Origin of the sequence: Pseudoalteromonas sp. SG44-5 (assembly GCF_014164175.1) — a bacterium.
Classification (GTDB): Bacteria; Pseudomonadota; Gammaproteobacteria; order Enterobacterales; family Alteromonadaceae; genus Pseudoalteromonas; species Pseudoalteromonas nigrifaciens.
On record NZ_JACJES010000002.1, the window covers coordinates 198,413 to 220,594 of the forward strand.

A 22,182-nucleotide genomic window follows, 5' to 3' on the forward strand; every position below is an offset into this window, starting at 1 on the left:
TATTAAGTATTAAGTATTAAGAATTAAATAAACTACTTGGGGTATTTAACTGCTTGAAATGAAAGAGTTAGCTGGTGTGATTGAGTTGGTTTTAACCGTAGAGCTTTAGAGTAGGTGAGCAAGAGTTGGGAGTGTTCTTTTTAGATGTTCTCATTACTTTGAATTGGTACGACTGAGTGGATTCGAACCACCGACCCCTACCATGTCAAGACGTTAGTTTAACGACTTCTATAAATAATCATTTCCAGTAAATATAATGAATTACATATTATTACAATAACTTAGATGAAATTTAGTTAATATTCAAATCTGTTTTTGAGTGTTTTACGAGCATTTAAAGCTTGATCTGGGCACTATTTAGGCACATTATTGAAATGTCAAAAATGACTACTTATTGTTCTGGTGCTGAATATGATTGATGAGAATGTTGAAGGCAAATTAAAAAAGATCGATGAATTATTAGACAGGTCTACATTTGAGTATATTGTCGCAGAAAATATTACCCTTGAAAAAACCATAGATAATTTAATCAGTAATATAAATTTATTTTCGTTTTTAAAACCAAGTTCAAACGACAGCTTTGATACAATTACTACTTGGAAACTTGATGCTTATCAAGCCCCGATAATTGGATATAAAACTGATAACGAAAAGTTGAAACTAGTCTCTGGCTTATTTACATTTCATAAAGTTTGTCGACTTCAATATCAGTCAAATCAACTTGTCCCATGTTTGATCCTTCCTAATCGTCCGACACCTGATCTTAGACGTTTAATTTTTCTTAATGATATTGTTCGACTACTTTTTAAGCAGTACTTTAATGCATCCGGCCCTTTAATCTCAGAGTTACTTATTGGCTTATTCAAAGGTGAACAACCAGTAATTGATTCAACAGAATGGCGTACCTTATTTCCAGCTATTAAAACAAAAACAGAATTATGTAAATGGCTTAAAATTAGTACAAAGGTGATTAAATTATGACGGGTAAGCTAAAAGTTAAGCTTCTTGAGCAGATTGAGTTGTATTGCAAAGGGGTAAACTTGGAAATCAGTATCGAGGATATAAAATCTGACTTTGATGATTTTACTTCTCGCATAAGTGCTCCTGAAGATTTGAGTGGTTTATCACAAGTTTTTTTATTATTACAAAGGATGAATGATGCGTCACAGAAGCTATGGGAGTTTACTAAAAGTGAGCTATGTCTTCCTGAGTATATTTATTATGCCTTTAATGAACATGGTATTGAGCTAGATGCAAGCCTAAAAATAAGTTTTAATCGCCGTACGTATAAAAATGGATGGTGCAATGAGATACCATTCTATGTATTACTTATTAAATCATATGAGTATAAGCAAGATTCAAAATCATTAAATCTTCTTGCTAATTTTATTGGTAATTATTTTAAAACAATACATACACTCATCGATCCTGAATTAGCTACAAGCTCATCAACAAGAGAAGCTGAGGTTTGTAATAAGTTTCGCTTATTAATGAAAAAGTCCAATATAGCTTTCGAACCTGATAAAGATAAAATATTAACAAACTACCTTGATTCAGCTTCGTCAATCGCGAGTAAGTTAGAGTCAATTATTAATAATGATATATATACTAATAATGTAACGGATAGAGGTTATTTAAATACTTTAATTCATTTTTATAAGAATGACTGGCAACCAGCTCGGCTGTATAAAAGAGGAGGCCGTTACAGAGGCTCCATCGCAAAATGGTATAAAAAACCAAATACTTTACCTATTACTGGGGCTGTTGATAATTTGTCGGTTTTAATACCATCTTTAAACTTTTTATCAGATACAGAGGGACTTAACCCTGAAGATTCTGAGGTTCAGATGCCTTTTGTAATTGATAACAATGAAAGCAATACTGAAAGAGATAAAACCGAACATCAAAGCATTGAAATGATTTTTAGTCCCGCCTCTAAGAAGAAAAAACAAATAGATATAACTCGCAATGTGCACCGAGCTCATAATATTGCTTACCAAGATACGCGATTATTAAAGGCGCCAGAACTGGGCTTATTATTTGATACATTAAATAAGTATGGCCGTTCCGATAAAAATATTGAGCTAGCAATATTGGGATGGCTGATGTTTTTATTGGGTAAGACGCTGCATGAGATAGAAAGCTTACAGATATTTAATAAAATAGATGACAAAACACGAGGTTTGTTTCTAGATGGAAATGGTCGAGGCTGGTGGTATTTCCCTATAACTCAAACCGCTAAACCAACGATTAAAAAAGTTGGTCTTATTAAAACAGCAAATGGTGTATTTACTGCCTGTCCTACATTTTTGACAGATTTAATAATTAAATACTTGAAGGGCAGAAAAGAAGGCTTGCTTATTAACGTAGACAGTTTCGCAGCACTTGAAAGCAGTTTAGCTAAAAAATTAAAAAAGTTATCAGATAGAGCTTATAGCGGAAGGCTAAGTATCAATAGCATTAGTAACTTTATTGGGAATTATATTAATGCAACAGGTGTGATAGACCCTATTTATATAGACTTTAGTTACGATGTAAAAATGTATTCTACTCGAGTATCTAGAAGCTATAGCAATATTGATGATGTTACGCGGTGTGAAAGGCTATTTGAGTTTTGGCAAGAAGTTGAGTCTGATTACTATGATTATTGTAAAGAAAAATTCCCTATAAAACTTTTTGAATTAGTGTGTTTTGATAAGTGTAATCGTATGCTTGATTCTAAATTTACACCAGAGAATATGACAGTTAAGAGCCTCATAGCAGCTTTGGTATTAGAAGTTAAAAACACCAAGTTAAACTCTTTAAAACAACTTGATGCAATCTTAAAATACCATAACGCGTTTACAGTCTATACGGCATGGATGTTAATGTTTGGAACGGGTTATCGGGCTGTTTGGAACCCGTTACCAACTTTTTCCCTGTATTTTCCAACGCTAAACCTCATGGGGATAAGTGATAAAGATGATAGTGATTTTACACATTCTAGATTAGTTTGTTTACCGTCTATTTTAAATGCGCAAATCACAGCTTATCAAGAGCACCTTAGTTGTTTGAGAGGGTTAATAAGAGTATTAAAGCCCAAGTTATGCCAGTCAATAGATGACTTTTTAAATGCCGCCTCTAAAAGCTTAAATCTCGATTATAAAGAATCTTGTCAGTGGTTTAAGCTAATTAGAAATTCACGTATAAATCATGGACCTTTATTCATATTTCAAAGACAAAGAGCAGGAATTGTTACTAAAGGTATTTCTCCTACAGAGTTAGTTCTCAGGTTACCTAAGGAACATAAAATACCTGCAAATGCAGGAAGGCATTGGCTTAAAAGTAATTTGCTTTATAACAACGTCAATTCAGAGCTAATAAACTTTCAAATGGGCCATTGGCAGTCTGGTGAGGTTCCTTTAGCTGATTATTCGACACTAAATTGCATAGATTCTGTAAATGAATTATTACCTATTCTAGATAAGTTATTTAAGGGGGTAGGGTGGCAAACTCTAAAGTCCGATCTTATTTAAATGAACTGAAGAAGCAAGGTAAGTTCCATCAATGTTTTCAACAGATTGTAAATGCTTATAGAAACGGCTCAGATAATGATTTTGGAATTAGATTTAGCGATGATGATTTTTTAAACGAATATAAAAAGCTATGCATGCTTATGCTTAGGTATTTTAAAAAATCCGATGAGAATGTTCTTTCTAGTGAAATGAACATTTTAAAGTCACGGTTAAAAGAAGACTTAACGATTAAACACCTTCAGCTCATGCTTATTGATGCTATATTAAATTATGGATTAAAGCATCATGGTATTGAATCTTCAAAAGTCCCTCAAATCGTCGTACTAAAGCGCGATAAACCTATGTTATCACCAGTAGAATTAATAAAACTACCGATAGCACTCCAAATTAAGTCAATATTAAGTAAAGAGCTACAAACACCAACTGCTAATTTGTCAAAAGAAGCTAGTTATGGTCGGTTGGTTTTATTTTTATATATGACAACAGGTGTTCAGTTTGACGAGCTTATTACAATCATAAATGCTCCGGATGCTTTAATGTATTTAGGTGGTCAAGTATTTTGGTTTGGGAAAAGCGAAAAAGAGGAACGACGATATGTACTATGTGATGCTGTTGTCCTTTTATTATTACATCATAAAAACTTCATTAAGCCGTCTGAGAAAATACGAGTAAATAAAAATAGATTAAGTGAATTTATAATAACGTTTTTAACAGAAGCTAGTGGTACAAACTGGCAAAGCTTGTCACTTCTAAAATTACGAACACTTAGAAAAATAGATACTATAATCAACCTCAGCCCTATCGACTATCAGATGTATTTACGGTCTAGTACCTGTACCGAACTACCTCAAACAGCTTTTTTAAGGTTAATAAGTAATAAGGCATTAGTTGCAGACGAAATAGCAAAACAACCTAAGAAATTTAATGAGCTTAATAAGCTATTATCATTTGATAGTGACAGCTTTGATTATATTGAGCCTAAATTAATAATAGCTAAGTTAGAGTATACCTATAAAAATTTGAGGGAACTGAATGGCCAAAGGGCTTCAAGGGCACAGTGTATTAAATTTGTTGAACAAGAATTGAGAAATGATAAAAATAGTATTTATTTCAATATCTTGTGTGGTTGGATTTATTATCTTTTGAAAGAGGGAGGGGTAACTAAAAAGAAGTTAAAAGTAGACACAGTAATTGATTATGTGAAAAGTATCAGTAAACCTTTTTTAACTGTTTTTACTCAAACTGAACTAGCAATATTATCAGCGTCAGATTGGGCAATAAAGTTAAATGATACGAGTGAGTATTTTAATTCTGCCCAACGTAAAAAGTATTTATACTATTTCTCTGTGTTTTTAATAGAGTCGGAAATTGTCAAAGACTTGTGTATTGACGATCTTGATATAGCTCCTGTCCAAAGTAAAGTTGATGCTAATTTAGTTTCAGCTGGTCATGCAAGCGCAATTCTTGAATATTTAAGTGACAGCCTCAATAACAGTCCGGTTGAGTTATATGCATATTTATTAATGTGTTTTTGTTTTTATAGTGGCTTGCGCCGTAATGAAGCCGCTAAGCTGTACTTTGGTGATATTCAGGTTTCACCTATAAAGCCAAATGAAGATGAATATGATTGGGTTCTACTATCAATCAGACCAAATAAAATAAGGGGTTTAAAAACACCTTCAGCTAGAAGAGAACTACCTCTTGATGCGTTATGGCCAAAAGAGCATTTAGCCAAGTTAAGAAGCTTTTATGACGTTCAAAAAAACACTGAAAATAAGCCATCAAATTCATTGTTATTTAACTGCTCTGTTAGCGTAAATAAAGCATACGAGCTATTAACGCAATTACTGCATTATTATACTAAGGATCATACTCTAAGAATTCATCACCTAAGACATAGCTTTGCTAATTGGACTTGGTACAGATTAAATTCAAACTTGGTATTAACGGGAAGGCAGTATTTATCTATATTTGAAAATGACTTATTTGATCAAAATTTTATTACTCGCTTTAACAAAAGATTAAAAGTTAAAGACAATACTCGTTCAAAAATGTTTTTTTTGTCTCATTTACTTGGTCATAAAGTCACAGTGTCGACACTAAATAGCTATTTACACTTAAAAGACATACAGCATTGCGCACAGATGAATCAAACATATACAGTATCTAAGTATTTTTTATCTGAATATATAGGGAGAGCTAATTTTAAGGAGTTTATGCCAGGTGAAAGTTTAATTGAAAGAATTGAATTTTATAGTAAAAAACAAGAGCAAGACTATTCGATCCAATATGCGGGTAAGGTTAGTGATTTAATCACACCATCATTTAAAGGTTTTAAACAAAAGTTTGAAGCTGATGGGCAAATAAGAATGTTAGATTATGCAAATGCTCTTAAATCGCTAGAACTATACTCAGTACACGATACAGCATCGAGTTACTCACTCCCTGTGGAGCAAGTTCAAAAATTACATGATAATGCTCTGAGTGTAAGCAGAGAATATCCTAGGAAAGGTAAAAAGCTGCCCTTAATTCCTAACTTCCCAAGTTTAGATAATACTAAAGATGACTTAAAAAGAGTTTCTTCGCAAAAAGCATTTTATTATTTATGTCAGAAATTTGATACTTTATTAAGTCAGAAAAATGTAACGCTTAGTGAAGCATTTGATGCCCTGCAAATATTAAAATATGCTGCTGCAGGGAAGAATTTCGCTCTTCGTTGTCCTGAAGAGCAAGTAATACGCAACTTTTTGAATTTATGTATAAAATTTAAATTAAAGTCGAGCCACTTCAAATTTCGTTTTCATCAAGTAGATTTAAAAAATCAAAATGTTACTCAAGCGAGGACTTACTGGGAGCAATTAGTTTCTTCATTTGGATTAAGCGATAGTCACATCGAAAGCGCCTCAATTGAGGAGGGCAGGTTTCTAGGTAAACATAATGGCAATGGCTTTTTGGAAGTTGGATTATTAATTACAGTAAAGGGTAGTAAAGGCACATATAAAAAGTCGAGGCGCCACCATAGCTTAATGAGTTTTCTTCATTTGCTACTTATTATAAGTTATAGGGCCGGCGAAGACCCTTAAAAGCTTCAAATTAAGTTTAGGTATTTTAAAACGTTAACTCATTCTTTTAAGAACTTTATCGACTTTGCGACGAGTAAGTCTTTTCCAAAAATGGATTATGATAGTTGTTACATCGGTGTCTTTAGCCCGTAGTTATTTTATTTATTCGAAAGTACGATATAACTTGGGTTTAAGTTTATAACGCATCACCTTAAACTTAATCGTAATTTGGTTTAGTGTAGTTGCTTGAATAACTTCTCATGCAACAAATAGACTTCGAAGTCCAAATATTTGGTTTTATACGTATTTGTAATACTTCCTTTCTTTAACCACCTCACCTGGATAGGCCAAACCAGTTTTAGATTCAAATTTAAATTCATAACCCCATGATTAATAGCCATTTAAATTTCTGTTAACTTTTGTTTTTGCAGTGCGTGTTATTTAGATGTAAATAATGCAATGTATTTTATTGCATTCGAATGCAAAAGGCGGTAGTTTTTATAAGTCGAAAAAATAGTCATTTAAATATCGCGTTTTTAATAATTATAAATAATAAAAATTCGGTGGTGGGGAATAGCGCCCACAAATGCTTAATAAAATTCATTTCAACAGGTGGAGAATTTATCTCATGGCGACGAATGTTTTACGTAAAACACTTATTTTTGCTGCTGTAAATACGGCGTTATTAGGCTCAGCATCTGTATTTTCACAAGAAGCAAAGCTAAACCCTAATAAAGAGTTGGAGGTTATTTCTGTTACCTCTACTAAGCGGGTGAAAAGTATTCAGTCGGTGCCTTTAGCAGTTACTGCGGTGTCGGCTAAAGATTTATTAGAAAATGGCATAACTGATATTTTAAGCCTTGATAGCCTAGCGCCAGGTTTAAAGTCGGGTGTGTCGGGTAGCGATGCTCGCCCCGCCATGCGCGGTGCCAGAACAGAGCAAGTAGAGGCTAACGATGTTGCTATTGCGTTTTACTCTAATGGTGTTTATCGCCCTCGACATGGGCAAGCACTTGCTGGTTTTGTAGATTTAGAGCGGGTAGAGGTTCTGCGTGGGCCGCAAGGTACGTTGTTTGGCCGTAACTCATTTGGTGGAGCAATTGATGTAATAGCTAAAAAACCAGAGCTTGATATTACCGAAGGTGGTATGGCTACAACATTTGGTAATTATGGTCATTTACGCGGTGAAGGCTTTTTTAATGCCGCTTTAACCGATGATACCGCAGTACGCTTTACTGGGGTGCGAGAAATACGCGACCCATACGTAGAGAATTCGTTTAATGAATCAGCAGGCTTAAAAGATGCTGATATGTATTTTTTACGTGGCCAAATATTTACTGAGTTTAACGATGATGTAAATTTAAATGTAAAAGTAGAAACATGGCAGGACGAGTCAAATGGCGGCGGTGCATTTGGTTACCATATTTTAGGTGTGCCTATAAACCCTACGACAGGTAAAACAAGCTTATCGGCACCATTAACTCAGCGTATTGGTCGCGATGATGTGTGCGGCAGTAATTGTGGTCGTTTTGGTGCAGGCTTAGATAATGTAGCAACGCCTGGGCTTGATTCTGCGCAAGGTGTGTCGTCAGACCCATTTACTCAGCAGTTTGATTACAAACCATCACGCGATGTGAGCGATGTAAGTATTAGCGCCGAGTTAAACTGGTCGCTTGAGTCGGTTGATTTAAAAATAATTGCAGCCTCAATGGATTACGAAGAAACACGTCTTACCGATGGTGATTTTTCGACTTACGCAGCCACTGTAGATGGTAACGCAATTGAATCTAAAACTAACTCGTTAGAAGTACAAGTTAGCTCTACATACGAAAGTGATTTTGAGTGGGTGGCTGGTATTTACTTATTTTCAGAGGACCTAGATAACGCTTTTTTAAATGCGAGCTATGGAGCTGTGGTTGATAATGTACCCGATACAACGCAGCCTCAAGCGCTTCAATATGCACCTTGGTTAAAACAAATTCAGTTAGAAACGCAATCTGCGGCGGCTTACTTTCAAGGTAACTACGCATTTAGTGATGATACGCGTGGTATAGCAGGTATAAGGTACACTAATGATAAACGTGAGTGGGATATTTACGGTCAAAATACTAACGATTTAAGCACGATCGATTTTTCAGAATTAGAAGTTAAAGACGCAGATGGCGATTGGAGTAAAGTAACGTGGAAGTTAGGCGTAGAGCACGACTTAACAAACGATCAGCTACTATACGCTACAGTATCTACAGGCTTTTTGGCGGGTAATGCACAGGGCGCTTTTAACGGTGAAAACAGTTACGATGAGCAAACAGTAACGGCTTACGAAGTAGGCTTTAAAAGCATGCTGCTTGATAATTCATTAAGATTTAACGCCTCTTTATATTACAACCAATACGAAGATTTACTTTCTACGCGTTTTCAAAATGTAGGCGGTACGGCGGTATCGTTTTTTGGTAATGCGGGCGAAATTAATGCAGCTGGTCTTGAGCTTGAAATTGATTGGCAGGCAAGTGATGCATTGCGCCTAGGTGCACGTGCCGCGTTTACAGACTCTACTTATGGCGACTTTGTTACGCCAAATGTGTTTGAAGAAGGCGGAGAGTCCATTAATGGCGTAGATAACTTACTACAACTTGACGGTAACGAAGTGCAGTTAAGCCCAAAATATAACATTACCCTATTAGCGAGTTACGAGTTTGATTTAGGTGATAAAGGCCGCATTGTGCCAGCTACCAGTATTCAGTTATCGGATTCGTATACGACCAACGATCTCCCTTTTTCGTTTGGTACGCAAGAGAGCTATCAAAAATACGATGCCAGCATTGCATGGTATTCGGCCGATAATGAGTGGGCTGTACGCGCATATGTTCAAAATGCAGGTGATGAGCTTATTTTGCTTAGAACTGTACGCTTTGGCGGTAATGTGGCGGCGGCTGACTATGCTAATCCTCGCACTTATGGTGTAAGGATAGGTTACAAATTTTAAGCCAGCTATCGTTTTTAATTGCTTTATACTCAGTTAGGGTTTAGCTAAAGTTAAGTTATTAATAAAATTGGATATTATTTAAAAGGCCAGCAATATTGTATTGCTGGCCTTTTTATTTTATAGATTTCGAAATCATGCTTGTTTTTATTTTAAACCATTGTTATTTATGTTTTTTAATAATTAAGGTTAATTATCAGACAAAAAGTTGTTGATCTTTTTGACTTCGAAGTCTATTTTGTATCAATGCATTATCAATTGATACAATTTGTTTACTGTAATAATTGAAAATGTAGAGTTGGGGAGAAGTAGACACGTTTTAAACTCGGGAGAATAATTATAATGAAAGCTAAATTTACACGGACTCTCGTTCATTTTGCTGTAACAACTGCTATTGCAGCAACCACAATGAATGCTCATAGCGCTGAAGAAGTAACATCAACACAAACTCAGCAGCAAATTAAAGAACCAGCCATTGAACGCATAGCCGTTACCGCAAACCGTCGCTCACAAGATCTACAGGAAGTATCATCATCAATCACTGCACTAGGGGAGGCTGATATTGCCCGTGCAGGTATTATTGATGTTACGGGTCTTGAGCAGGTTGTACCGGGTTTGCGTATGGGGTCATCCGGTGGTGAGGTTCGCCCTGCCATGCGCGGCGCACGTACTAATGAAGTGGGTGTAGCAGGCACCGGTATTGCGGAGCAAATAGTCGGTATATTTCAAGATGGCATTTATGTACCTACTACCTCATCTGGTTTAGGAGCATTGGTGGATGTGCAGCGCATAGAAGTGTTGCGTGGCCCACAAGGTACTCTATACGGACGTAACACCTTTGCTGGCAGTATTAATATAATTACTAATCAACCTGTTTTTGACGATTTACTGGGGAGTATAAAAGTTGAAACAGGGAGTTATAACCGCAGTGCTTACGAGGGTATTATAAATATCCCTGTAAGCGATACAATCGCGACCCGTTTTGTAGTGGCCTCTGATCGTCACGATGGCTATATCAATAATTTAGTGATTCCAGGGCCTTCGGATGATTTACGCGAAAAAAATCAGTTTTATATGCGTAATGTCACTAAGTGGCAACCAAGCGATAAGTTTAACGCAACGGTACGTTTTGACTACTCGCGTAAAAACTCAAACTCAGAAGCTATTTGGGGCTATCAGCAAATTGCGGGTTACCAAATAAGCGAAACGTCACCTGGCTCCGGTATATTTGATCCTAAACCTACAATTACGGCTGGTCATATTTATCAGCCAAGTGATGCGCAGCACGAAGATCTTGGTCCATATGATGTTTATCGCAATAGCTTTTCGTTAGATAAACAAGAAAGCTTTTCGACCACGGTAGCACTAGAGTGGTATACCGACTTTGCTGATATTAAGTGGACGACTAACTATTCAACCCTTAGCGGCAAACAATACTACGACAACGACTATAGCGATGGCGGTATTGACTTTGTAGGTGGTTTTGGGCGAGTAGACGATCAAAAAACATTATCGTCTGAGTTACAGTTTGCATCAAATAATGATGATTCTGATTTTTCGTGGATTGGTGGACTTTACTACTTTGATCAAGAAGCAGATTGGAGCTGGTTATCGCATGCAGATACAACGGGCGATGGTGTATCAGACTCTGTCGTTGTGCCTTCGTGGGGGAATCCAGATTATGACCCGCATACAGCTAAATCTATTGCAGCGTATGGGCAGTTACGTTATCAAATTAGTGAAGACTTACGTGTTGTAGGTGGTTTGCGTGTTAACCAAGACGATAAAACGTTTACTGGTGATGTCATTCCCGATTGGGATGATTCTGCAATGTTATATAAAGCGGCTGCAGAGTACGACATAAACAAAGACATAATGGTTTATGCAAGCGTAGCCACTGGTTACAGAACGGGCGGTGCAAACGATTCGCGCGTGGTAGCACGTGGTGCAGACCCACTTTATGATAACGAAGATGTTGTTTCGTACGAAATGGGTCTGAAAAGCTACTTGCTAGATGGGGCAATGCGCTTAAATGTGTCGGTATTTATGAATAAGTACGAAGACGTAAAAGCACAGTTGTTTGCAACGTCATGTAACGATACAACAACGGGTGATACTGTTTTAGAATGTGTGTCTGCAGGTACAGCCACAACATTTGAGTATTACGAAAATGGCGGTGACGTAGAGACTAAAGGTCTTGAAGCCGACCTTCAATGGGTACCAATTGATAATTTAACGCTTACGGGTACGTTATCGTTGTTGGATAGCGAATTTGCTGATGGTTACGCTGTGGGTAACGAGCAACTTCGTCCGTTACTAGCACTGGGTAACCAAGGTGGCCGCCAAGATATAAATGATAATTCTAGCCAATTTAGTTTTGAAGGCTGGCGACCTGCAATGGCTCCAGAGTACAGCATGGGGCTTTCGGCGCGTTATGAGTTTAGTTTAGGGGGCGACTCGTACTTAGTGCCGTATATTCAAATGAACTACTTAGACGATTACTACGCGTTTGATACAAACATTCCAGAGGTAAAAGTAGATGCGCATTTAATGGCTGATGCGCGTTTAACCTGGTTTATAAACGACAGCGTACAGGTTGAAGCATACGTTAAGAATATTGGTGACAAAGCCATATTAACGCGTGGTGTGGTGCATTCACAAATTGTTGATGGTTTGCCAGCTAACTCAGTACAAGCAAACTGGAGCAACCCGCGTACGTGGGGCGCGAGCTTAAAATATCAGTTTTAACGTTTCTTAAAATGGCCAAATCGCCATAACTCTCAGCCAGCTAATAATTTATTAGCTGGCTTTTTTATTTAAAAAAGCTAGCGAATTAGCTCGCACTGAGTATTACTATCATATTTAGCGAGTATTTTTTTGCATTCATCCAAGGCTCTTGTATTTGCTTTAGATTGTGAGCTGTAACCCTCTGAAAAACCATAAAACTCGCCACCATTATAGGTTTTCCCTAGTGCGAATGCTTTTCTGCCGGCTCTTGACTCGAATGTGGTTAATGCATTTACCGTAGCTACATTATAAGAACTTGAGTCGCACAATAGCGCGTTGGGTTCTACTTCACATAATGTAGGCGTAGATTGACAGCCAGTTAAAAGTAAGACGATACCGATACTGAGATACTTCATTCATTGTCTTTAATTATTATAATTTAAGGTTTAATGTACCTAAAAAAGTTAAAATTATAAACAAAAAAAGCGCTCAGTGAGCGCTTTAAGGGAAGTAATAAGTGTTTACAGTGCGAATTGCTGATTTAACGCGAGGGTGTCAAATTGCATTACTTCGCTTGATATTAGAGTGTTAGTAATTGTAATAACGGTGAGTATTTGTTGGCGAACGCGTACGTTTTTAGCATTAAAAGTCCCATCGAGTGTCCAGCAAATTGTTGCTTGGTTTAAGGCACTGTCAAACTGTACGGTTTCTAATTGGGCGTAGCATCTGCTTAGGGTTTGTGAAAGCGCTAAATGGCAATTTAACAGTGCATCTTTTGATTGTGTTTCGTTACTGCCAGCAAGAATAACGTCTGCATTTTTAGCATAAACACTTTCAAAATTAGCTAAGTTATTAAGCTGCCAAATTTGCCACCAATTATTTAATGTTTCGGCAGTTTGCGTTGGTAATTCACAAATATCACTGGGCGTTGCATGAAAGGTCGTAGGGTGCAGCTGGTTATCTAAATCGCAAACCATAATAGGGTCGCTTTTAGGTAACTTAGGGATCAGCAGCGTATTATTACTTGCCTCACCTGTAAATTCGTTGTTAGCCAATAATAGCGTATCAACAACACATTTTACTGATTTTATGAAGGTATTATTGTGCTTAATTACAAACGAAAGTCTTACTGGTTTTAGTAATTTTTTAGGTTGTAATATCAGCTGTAAAGTCTCAAGTTCCTGGCCTTTACTGTGCGTTTTAGATATTAATTCTGATACGCCATATTGCGCCAAAAAATCAAGCCATAGCGGTTGTGCTTGCAATGACCCCATCGCGGTAAAGTGATGTTGTTGCCAACGGCTACTACGTAACAATTTACCTGAAATAGTTTTAATATCTGCTTTGGTGTATAAATCGATAATTGCGTTGATCATGCATTTACCTCCAATTCTGTTTGGCTATTTAATGCGTGTGACCTAAATAGGTTTGCGAGTAGCGCAACTTCGTCAAAAACGGTGACTTCTTCAATAATCTTTTGATTTTTGATGCGTAAATGTGAGGCGCCTAACACAAAATAAGGAAGATTTTTTAGCCTACTTAGTTCATCGCTTTGTGGATTGAAATGCCCTGCAAGTGACCAACGAATAGCAACATCTGTGGTGCTCTCACCAAAGGGGGTAATTGCTAAGTGATCGACGGTTAGTTTGGCATCAGGGCAATTGGCAAAAAACTGTATAAAGACACCATTAATTTGTGCAAGGCCGGTTGCCATTCTGCCACTTGGCCATTGTTGTGTGGCCGTTAAGTTATAAAACTCGTGTATTTTAGCAAATTGCTTTTGGTTAAATAACGTATCTAACCAGTTATGCGCAAATGCGGCCAGTTCACCGTCTAAAATTGGAGTGCTTGGCGTGCGGTGATCAATTGCTTGTACCCGGGTAAACTCTTCATCAAGCCATTGTATGTGTTTTTCTTTACTTGGTACTTTGGCCATGTGTTTGGCTACATTGATAATATTAAGGCCAAGTTGTTTAACTAAAAAGCCGTTGTCGCGTACTAGCCATTCTTTTACTATTTTATTTTCAAAACAAACGCAGTCGGCAATGGTGGTTACTCGGCCTGTTTTATTTGTAGCTGGGCCAAATTCTGAGTTACCGGTATTACTCATCACACTGCTAATTAAGTGTGATGAGTAATAATGCTCGTTGCCATCTTCTGAAAAAATAACATTTTCGCCAATTAGGCTTCTATCTGGGAATGCGGCAATGGTTTTAAGTGTGCCTTGAATAACATCTTCAATATTTTCGCCGTAAGCACCCAGTGTAAAAACAGGACATACATCAGCGTAATAGCGATAACATAAACCAATGTTTTTTTGCTCCCAAATGCGGTGCGTAATACGTAAAATGTAATCAACAATATCAACAAACTCTTCGTCAAACCCGACAAGCATTTGCTGTTTTTTACTTTGCGGATTTAATACGCTTGATAAAGGCAGCCAGTAAGGTTGGGTAATTGTGTTTTGTGTGCTCATAAATATCTCTTAGTTTGCTGCTGCTATTTTATTTTGCATTTTCTCGAATATATCAATACCCATTCCCTCTAATAAGTGAGGAATATCGATAGCGACCCAGTTCTCTTTTAAAATACCGTTTTCGCAGCGCCAAAAATCCATAACACGCGGAAACAGCTTATTACCCGATGCAGATAAACCTAGCCAGTCATCCCCAGTATGAGTACCGTACATATGCGGCCAGCCGCCCGTTGCTACAAAATTGTCGTGGCTTACTAAACAGAGTGTTTTATTGATCCCACGATCAGGGAACCCTTTTAAAAATGGAGCTTGGTGGTGTTCTCTAAAACCACTAATGCCTCGGGTTGTTCCTATACCAGCAGGGCCATACCAAATAAAATCTGGGTGCCAGTATTTTTCTAAATTAATGCTGTACAGGTCTTTACCATCGTAGCGGCCAAGCTCAGTAAGCATATCGATTACGAGCTGTTCATTGGCTTTACTTAGTTCGTCGTTTTTAGCTGTAGCAGGCACACCATCAAGTGTAGTGGGGGGCATTATTAAACCCGGGTAACCTAAGCTTGGACGCAGCGGGTTTACACCTACTTGGTTCATTACATCGATTAAATCTAAAAAGGTATAAACGTTAATTACTTTATTGTTTTCTATTTGAGCCATTTCGCTATAGCGAATAAAAATACTTTTACCGGTGGCTGGAATACCTAATAACGGTTTTATAAATGTGCCGGTAAAGTAGCCTGTTGCGCATATCCATTGCTCGCCTTTGTAGTCGCCCTCAATAGAAATAAAGGGTTTACGTTCTATATCGGGTAATGAGTTTTTAAGCACACCAAAGTAATTATTAATTACATTTTGTTTAGATGTAATTGGTTCAAAAGGGTAGCTTACCTGCCATTGAACGGTATCAGCAAGCAATGCTTGATTTGGTAATTTTGCAGCGCTGAAGTTTTCAAAAAGTTGTTCTAAAATATTCATTTATTTCACCTTATACAAAATGTTCAAATAACATGAGAGACGCGAAGCTCACTACAAAAAAGCCAAGTAACCAGTAGTTTATTGAGTCAAATTTACCAGGGACCAAATACCAGCCGTTTTCTTTTTCTGGTCGGTTTTGCTCTTTAAATACTTTTAACTGACCTTTAATTGTGTACTCGTTGTACTCCTCTTGAAAACCATCAAAAGCGATACTCAAAACAATACTAAACACTACACACGTTATGGCACCAATTGCACAATACCAAGGCCATGCTATATCGGTGTAAAGGGCGCATATTGCAACGGTTACAAACGATACTAATGTGCCAATAAGTAGGCCTTTTTCGGTGGTGTGCTTAGAGAAAAATCCTAGTGCAAACATACCTAGCTGAGCACCTACAAAATATGAACCTACCTTGGTGAGTATTTCTAAAATAGAGCCTTCGCTGTAAAGGTGATACATAATGGCGGGTACAATGATTATGATTGCCCAGCCAAGAGTAAATAAACGTGTTGCAGCTAAATAGTGAGCGTCGTTTTTTTCAGGTGCAAAATACTTTTTGTAAAAGTCGATAGTACTAATTGTTGAAAGCGAGTTAAGCGCTGAATCAAGGCTCGACATAGAAGCAGCCATTACTGCTGCAGCTATAATTCCCATTAATCCTGGTAGGCCATAATCGGCTGCAAACTGTAAAATAATTAAGTTGTCGTTTTCAAATGTACGGCCGCCGTAGTAGCTGTAAAACAACACGCCCATAAATATAAAAAACAGATAAATAAAGAATGCAATAAAGCCCATTAGTAAGTACGACTTTTTAGCATCACCAATATTTTTAGCTGCTAGAGTACGTTGCACCATCATTTGGTTAGTACCATAAACGGTGATGTGGTAGAGCGACATAGCCAGCACGCCAGACCAAACGGTGGTGACTTTAGTGAAGTCGAATGAGAAATTAAGAGGATCTAACTTACCTTGTGCTTTTAACTCAGTAAGTGTTGAGCTAAACGAGCCATCCATCGAGGTAATAAGTGCATACATAATAATACCTGCACCAATAAATAAGATCCCTGACTGAATAACATCGGTCCATATTACGGCTGTTATACCTCCAAGCATAGTATATATAAGCGCAATAATAGTGACTAAAAATATGGCGGTAATAACGTTTATATCAACTATAAAGGCAAGTACCAAAGAGGTTGCATAAAGTACGGCGGCTGATCCCATTGTTTGTGAAATAAGCCAAATTGTAGAGATTAAAATCCGCGCTTTTTTACCAAAACGACGCTCTTGGTATTCGTATATTGAGGCGACACCTGCATTGTAAAAAAACGGAAAAAACAAACACACAACAGCCACAATAACGAGTGGGTAGTTTAAGTGTATGGCAATAACAGATAAACCCTCTTTGTAAGACCACGCTGGCGCACCTAAAAATGTAAGCGCACTAATATAGGTTGCCACTACCGATATACCAATAGCCCACCAAGGTGTATTTTTTCGGCCAATATAAAAATCATTAGCAGTACTCACCTTTTTACTTATTACAAACCCAAGTATGAGGTTCGCAATAATGTACCCGACGAGAATGCTCCAATTCAATAATCCAAAATCATTCATAATTAATCCTGTTAGATTAGGTATTACGGGCTAATTAGCCTATTTATACTTTTTATTTTGAATCATCATGAATCACTTTGACTTCGAAGTCAATTGTCATTAGTATTATTTTAAATCGATTTATAACTTAATATTTACAGGCTTTTAATTACTCTTTAAATAGAATACATTTTAGCAATACGTATTTATTTGCGGTTTGAGAGTGTTAATTTGATTGCGCAAACAACAAGGGAACATCATGGCAGAAATAATTAATAATAAGCAGTTGGTTCGTCAGTTTCATGCTGCATTAGAAAAAACACAAGGTAATGATTTAAATGCTGTATTTAAAGAATACTTGGCAGATAATTACAGCTTTAAAGGTGTGCATCCGTTTAATGAATTAAATAATGTCAATGATGTAATTGAACATGTGTGGCAGCCTTTATTTCATTCTTTTAAAGCACTTCAACGCCGTGAAGATATTTTTATTGCAGGACAAAGCGAAGCCGATGGCGGCGAGTGGGTAATGAGTATGGGGCACTTTATGGGCCTCTTTGATCGTGACTGGTTAGGTATTGCACCTTCTCATAAATTGGCGACAATTCGCTACGCTGAATTTAACTGTGTTAAAGACGGTAAAATTATTCAAACTGGCTTTTTTGTCGATATTATTGGGGTGATGCTACAAGTCGGTTTAAACCCATTACCACTCTCTACCGGGCAATATTTTACTTACCCTGGGCCACGTACCCACGATGGAGTTCGTTTAGGTGAAGGGAGCGATGAGCAAAGTACGCGCACAATGAACTTGGTTAATCAGATGATTGATAACCTAACCGCGCTTAATCAAAGCGGTATAAATACCTGCCCACCCGAAGTGTTAGCTAAAACGTGGGATGAGAACATGGTTTGGTATGGCCCTGCGGGTATTGGTGCTACATATACAATTGAGCGTTATCAGCAACAACATATGTATCCGTTTAGAGAAGGGTTAACGGGTAAAGTATTTAATGGCCATATTTGCCGGTTTGCTGAGGATGAATATGCATGCTTTTTTGGTTGGCCAAACTTAACGAATACCGCCATTGGTGGCTTTTTAGGTTTACCTGGAGCGAATACTCCTGCCGATATGCGCGTGGTTGATGTATATCATCGTGAAGGTGATAAACTAGTTGAAAACTGGGTAATTATTGACTTACCGTATTGGTTAAAACAACAAGGCTTAGATATTTTAAAACGCACACAAAGTATTGCTAATCCGAGGGCGTAGCCTGTTTAAGCTGTTAAAAAGCTCTGTATTACAGAGCTTTTCTTTTATAACGGTTATAAGAGGCTAAGGCGCAAAGTTTAAATAGCGCGCTTTAGTTAGTTCTTTCATTCGGGCAAATATATCTACGCCAATTTGATTGTACACATCGAGTATATCTATCAGCACCCAGTTTTCACGAATTAAATTGTTTTCGGCTCGCCAAAAGTCGAGGCTACGCATAGTTATTTGCTGATTTGCGGGTGCAATACCTAACCAACCACCGTTACTAATAGTCATGCTCATACCTGGCCATGCAGTAAAGCCTACGTAGTTTTCATCGGCAAATAAATAACCTTTATTAGCATCGCCAACCCGGTTGGGGAGGGCATTTAAAAACGGGATTTGATGCCAATTTCTAAAGCCTTTTATACCGCGTGCAGTGCCTATTGTGCTTGGTCCATACCAGCTACAATGCGGATGCCAAAACTGCTCTAGTTTCATGGCTTCAATGCCACCTTTAGCATAAAATCCAAGGTGCTCACACATATCGCCCACAAGCTTTAAACTTTGCGCAGCTTGTTCGCTATTATAAGGATGGGTGCTTAACCCATCTTGTGTGGCAGGCCCTGGCACATGCCACTCTTTACCTAAGCTCGGAGAAAGTGGCCATACGTTTGCTTGCATCATTACTTCTGGAATATCCCAAATAGTTTGTAATTCCACCACTTTGCTATTTTTTATACGATAAAACTCATGAAAGCGCATACTTATTTGATGCCCTGTGGGTGGAATGCCTAGCCATGGCTTTTCGAATGAGCCGGTATAGTATCCGCAGCAGCCAATCCAATCAGAGTCGTTTATAGAGCTACCTGCCATTACAATAGTATCGCGACGTTCAAGGCCAACAAATGCATTGCTAAGGGGTTTATAAACATCTTCAATGAGTGCATTAGGGTTTGCGAGTGTTTCAAACGGGTAGCAAAGTTGTATTAATGCGTCATTAGTAAATAAGTTTGTAACTTCCTTTTTGAGCAAATTTATATTGAAGTTATAAAGTGCGTTTCTGAAGCTTTTAATTAACTCTTTATTTTTATTATGAATACTCATATTTTTGATTCACTTGTAGCTGATTCAAAGTCTGCACGTAATTGCTTAGCACCACTGAGTAAAAAGCTATGATCAGAGCCTAATAAATAAAAACTTACGCCTAGCGATTGCCAGTGACTTAGCTCACTTAAATTACCAACAAACATGCCACAGCATTTATTATATTTTGCTGCTGCGTTAGCTATTTTAGTAACGGCATCAATAACAGCAGGAGCACTTGGATTGGTTTCACCAAGGGAAATAGTTAAATCCATTCGGCCTATAAAAATACAGTCAATCTCGTCTATTTGGCACAATTCATCGATGTTCTCAAGCGCATCGGCATCCTCTATTTGGGCAATAATACAGGTAGATGACTTGTTGGTTGCTAAGTTATCGGTTAATGCATGCGTGGTATAGCCTGCAAAGCGGCTTGAACCTGCATAGCCTCTACCGTTGTTGCCATAAAAACAGTTTTTAATAATCGATTTTGCTTGCTCTGGCGTTTTAATGTGAGGTAGTACTAGGCCGTTAGCACCGATATCTAAACTGCTAAGTATAGTGGCGTGATCGGTACTACTTACGCGAATCAGGGTCGGCATATTTTTAGTGCGTGCAGCCATAATACAACTGTCTAAATCACCTCGATCAAACGGGGCATGCTCTGCGTCTAAACACAAGACATCGAGATTAGTGTGAGAAAGTACTTCGGTATTATGATAATGGGTACTTTTTATAAATGTGCCTAATAGCAATTGTTGAGCATTTAACTTTTGTTTTAAATTCATTTAATAGACTCCAGCCAATCTAAGAGTAGTGCGTTTAGGGTGTTACTTCTTTCAAGCGGTACGAAATGCCCACAATTACCTAATAAAATAAGATCGCTATTAGGGCAGGCGTTATGCATTGTTTTTTGAATAGTACTAGGACATAAAACGTCATGCTCACCACCAACAAATAGTAATTTTTTATTGGTTTTTTCAATAACGTTTAAGGTATCTTCGCGCGTTGAAAGAGCATTTAATTGTGCACTAAAAGCGTTAAAGCCAAGCTCATTTGCCATTTTTAATACAAGCTTGTTGTGCTCTAAGTTTGGCTGGTGGAAATAATGCGGCATAAAGTCGTGCTTTAGCACATCAGTAGTACTAGTTGCTTGTGCCTGCTTGATTTGCTTTTGCCTAATAAGTGGACGCTCTGGTTTATCTGCCAAACTATTGCTGGAAATTAAACACAGCGACTTTATAAGCTCAGGGTTTGATTTTAAAAGCGCAAGGGCAACAATGCCACCCATTGAAAAACCAATAAAAGGAGCAGACTCTAGGGCTATGGTTTTAGTAAGCTCAGCCATTTGTGCAATGCTTGTTTGCTCTGTAAAGGGAATAACGTGAGGGGTATAACCCGCATTTTGAAGGACAATTATTTGTGCTTCAAACATACGGTGGTTACACATAGTACCAGGTAAAATATAAACAGGATTTTTGGCCACAAAAATTCCTTAATTTAGCGTGTTTTAATAGAGTTCCCTGTAATTAATGAACCGGTAAAAACTCGTGCTTCAGCAGCGGCTTGAGGGTTTTCAATACGTTCCATGAGTATGTCTACAGCGGCTTTAGTTAGCTGTTTCATAGGTTGTTGTATTGTGGTTATTTGATAGTTGTACCAAGACGCAGCACTAATACCATCAAACCCTACCACCGACACATCGTCGGGTACGCTTAAGTTTAAGTTTTGTTTGATTTCATCAATTACGCCAATGGCCATTACATCGTTACTGCAAATAATAGCATCGGGTAGGGTGTTTGTTTTTAACCAATCTTCTAATGCACTTCGTGCTGATTTATAACCATAATCACCATAAATAACAGGCGTATTTTGGATACCTAAAATGTGTAAATAATTTTGAGCTATTTCACGACGTTCGTTGGCTACATCAGAGTCATCTGGACCAGCAATAATTAAATACGACTTATGGTTAGATTGGTGTAATAAATCAATTAGCTGTTTAATACCTTTATCGTGATTACAGCAAACTGTGTTTGCATTCGATTCAGGCACATTACGGTTATAAAGCACAATAGGTGTGCTGTGTTTAGCAAATAAATCTAGGCTTTTACTATCAAAGTGAGCCGCTAGAGCAATTACGCCATCAACCTGAAAGGTCCAAATATTTTCGAGTAATTCATCTAGTTCGTCTGCGTCATCAAGAGTAAAGAGCAGCACTCGTTTATTGTTAAGTGCCAACTCTTTGTTAAGCTCAGAGAGTACCTCAGGGTAATTCAAGTTTGCTCGCGATGATAAAATAACCGCAACCATACCAGACTGTTTCGTGATCAACATACGAGCAATGGCATTAGGTCTGTAGCCCATTTCATTGGCTGTTGTGATCACCTTTTCTCGCGTTTTTTTAGACACGCTAAATCCGGGTCTAAATACACGTGATACCGCCGATTGTGATACACCCGCTTCGCGGGCTACATCATATGAGGTGACTCGTTTTTGCTTTGACAAT

Annotated in this window: 15 protein-coding genes; 6 read left to right on the forward strand and 9 right to left on the reverse strand. The window is 37.7% G+C overall.

Annotation, left to right across the window (positions count from 1 at the left end):
• Nucleotides 1-411 precede the first annotated feature (411 nt).
• From H5079_RS03265 to H5079_RS03285, 5 genes are all read left to right on the forward strand, one after another.
• On the forward strand, nucleotides 412-981 hold the full coding sequence (locus H5079_RS03265) for a hypothetical protein (RefSeq protein WP_024594206.1): 570 nt from the start codon (nucleotides 412-414) through the stop codon (nucleotides 979-981).
• The gene (locus H5079_RS03270) at nucleotides 978-3,515 is read left to right on the forward strand and encodes a hypothetical protein (RefSeq protein WP_182683416.1); all 2,538 of its coding nucleotides are present in this window, start codon (nucleotides 978-980) and stop codon (nucleotides 3,513-3,515) included. Before H5079_RS03265 ends, H5079_RS03270 begins: the two co-directional genes overlap by 4 nt.
• On the forward strand, nucleotides 3,485-6,598 hold the full coding sequence (locus H5079_RS03275; protein WP_182683417.1) for an integrase: 3,114 nt from the start codon (nucleotides 3,485-3,487) through the stop codon (nucleotides 6,596-6,598). The genes H5079_RS03270 and H5079_RS03275 overlap by 31 nt, the downstream gene beginning before the upstream one ends.
• Before the next feature lie 607 nt (nucleotides 6,599-7,205).
• Nucleotides 7,206-9,560 (forward strand): TonB-dependent receptor, encoded by a 2,355-nt coding sequence (locus H5079_RS03280; RefSeq protein WP_182683418.1) that lies wholly within the window; start codon nucleotides 7,206-7,208, stop codon nucleotides 9,558-9,560.
• 339 nt (nucleotides 9,561-9,899) lie between these two features.
• The gene (locus H5079_RS03285; protein ID WP_182683419.1) at nucleotides 9,900-12,305 is read left to right on the forward strand and encodes a TonB-dependent receptor; all 2,406 of its coding nucleotides are present in this window, start codon (nucleotides 9,900-9,902) and stop codon (nucleotides 12,303-12,305) included.
• 77 nt (nucleotides 12,306-12,382) lie between these two features.
• Here the strand turns inward: H5079_RS03285 and H5079_RS03290 are convergent, their stop codons facing one another.
• From H5079_RS03290 to H5079_RS03310, 5 genes are all read right to left on the reverse strand, one after another.
• Nucleotides 12,383-12,700, reverse strand: coding sequence for a hypothetical protein (locus H5079_RS03290; RefSeq protein WP_182683420.1), 318 nt, complete (start codon nucleotides 12,698-12,700; stop codon nucleotides 12,383-12,385).
• Between the two features lie 105 nt (nucleotides 12,701-12,805).
• Entirely contained in the window at nucleotides 12,806-13,660 is an 855-nt protein-coding gene (locus H5079_RS03295; protein ID WP_182683421.1) for a hypothetical protein, read from the reverse strand.
• Nucleotides 13,657-14,760 (reverse strand): ester cyclase, encoded by a 1,104-nt coding sequence (locus H5079_RS03300; protein WP_182683422.1) that lies wholly within the window; start codon nucleotides 14,758-14,760, stop codon nucleotides 13,657-13,659. The genes H5079_RS03295 and H5079_RS03300 overlap by 4 nt, the downstream gene beginning before the upstream one ends.
• 9 nt (nucleotides 14,761-14,769) lie before the next feature.
• Nucleotides 14,770-15,735 (reverse strand): ester cyclase, encoded by a 966-nt coding sequence (locus H5079_RS03305; RefSeq protein ID WP_182683423.1) that lies wholly within the window; start codon nucleotides 15,733-15,735, stop codon nucleotides 14,770-14,772.
• Between the two features lie 10 nt (nucleotides 15,736-15,745).
• Nucleotides 15,746-17,356 carry a sodium:solute symporter family transporter gene (locus tag H5079_RS03310; protein ID WP_182683424.1) on the reverse strand — a complete coding sequence of 537 codons (1,611 nt, stop codon included), beginning with the start codon at nucleotides 17,354-17,356 and terminating at the stop codon, nucleotides 15,746-15,748.
• A gap of 238 nt (nucleotides 17,357-17,594) precedes the next feature.
• Between H5079_RS03310 and H5079_RS03315 the strand changes: the two genes are divergently transcribed.
• A complete protein-coding gene (locus tag H5079_RS03315) occupies nucleotides 17,595-18,608 on the forward strand; it encodes a nuclear transport factor 2 family protein (protein ID WP_182683425.1) in 1,014 nt (337 codons plus the stop codon).
• A gap of 63 nt (nucleotides 18,609-18,671) precedes the next feature.
• Here the strand turns inward: H5079_RS03315 and H5079_RS03320 are convergent, their stop codons facing one another.
• From H5079_RS03320 to H5079_RS03335, 4 genes are read right to left on the reverse strand one after another with little or no spacing between them, the layout of a single operon-like run.
• Complete coding sequence (locus H5079_RS03320; protein WP_182683426.1) at nucleotides 18,672-19,694, reverse strand: ester cyclase; 1,023 nt, start codon at nucleotides 19,692-19,694, stop codon at nucleotides 18,672-18,674.
• Nucleotides 19,691-20,461 (reverse strand): HpcH/HpaI aldolase/citrate lyase family protein, encoded by a 771-nt coding sequence (locus H5079_RS03325; protein WP_165725244.1) that lies wholly within the window; start codon nucleotides 20,459-20,461, stop codon nucleotides 19,691-19,693. Before H5079_RS03325 ends, H5079_RS03320 begins: the two co-directional genes overlap by 4 nt.
• Nucleotides 20,458-21,159, reverse strand: a complete 702-nt coding sequence (locus tag H5079_RS03330) for an alpha/beta fold hydrolase (protein ID WP_182683427.1) — start codon at nucleotides 21,157-21,159, stop codon at nucleotides 20,458-20,460. Before H5079_RS03330 ends, H5079_RS03325 begins: the two co-directional genes overlap by 4 nt.
• A gap of 14 nt (nucleotides 21,160-21,173) precedes the next feature.
• The gene (locus H5079_RS03335) at nucleotides 21,174-22,181 is read right to left on the reverse strand and encodes a LacI family DNA-binding transcriptional regulator (RefSeq protein ID WP_165725242.1); all 1,008 of its coding nucleotides are present in this window, start codon (nucleotides 22,179-22,181) and stop codon (nucleotides 21,174-21,176) included.
• Nucleotide 22,182: the final 1 nt, after the last annotated feature.

Excerpts from the sequence above, each read along its gene's own strand:
- H5079_RS03295 (WP_182683421.1), bottom strand. The coding sequence starts at position 13,660 with ATGATCAACGCAATTATCGATTTATACACCAAAGCAGATATTAAAACT.
- H5079_RS03320 (WP_182683426.1), bottom strand. The coding sequence starts at position 19,694 with ATGAGTATTCATAATAAAAATAAAGAGTTAATTAAAAGCTTCAGAAAC.
- H5079_RS03310 (WP_182683424.1), bottom strand. The coding sequence starts at position 17,356 with ATGAATGATTTTGGATTATTGAATTGGAGCATTCTCGTCGGGTACATT.
- H5079_RS03280 (WP_182683418.1), top strand. The coding sequence starts at position 7,206 with ATGGCGACGAATGTTTTACGTAAAACACTTATTTTTGCTGCTGTAAAT.
- H5079_RS03285 (WP_182683419.1), top strand. The coding sequence starts at position 9,900 with ATGAAAGCTAAATTTACACGGACTCTCGTTCATTTTGCTGTAACAACT.
- H5079_RS03265 (WP_024594206.1), top strand. The coding sequence starts at position 412 with ATGATTGATGAGAATGTTGAAGGCAAATTAAAAAAGATCGATGAATTA.
- H5079_RS03290 (WP_182683420.1), bottom strand. The coding sequence starts at position 12,700 with ATGAAGTATCTCAGTATCGGTATCGTCTTACTTTTAACTGGCTGTCAA.
- H5079_RS03315 (WP_182683425.1), top strand. The coding sequence starts at position 17,595 with ATGGCAGAAATAATTAATAATAAGCAGTTGGTTCGTCAGTTTCATGCT.
- H5079_RS03270 (WP_182683416.1), top strand. The coding sequence starts at position 978 with ATGACGGGTAAGCTAAAAGTTAAGCTTCTTGAGCAGATTGAGTTGTAT.
- H5079_RS03325 (WP_165725244.1), bottom strand. The coding sequence starts at position 20,461 with ATGAATTTAAAACAAAAGTTAAATGCTCAACAATTGCTATTAGGCACA.
- H5079_RS03300 (WP_182683422.1), bottom strand. The coding sequence starts at position 14,760 with ATGAGCACACAAAACACAATTACCCAACCTTACTGGCTGCCTTTATCA.
- H5079_RS03305 (WP_182683423.1), bottom strand. The coding sequence starts at position 15,735 with ATGAATATTTTAGAACAACTTTTTGAAAACTTCAGCGCTGCAAAATTA.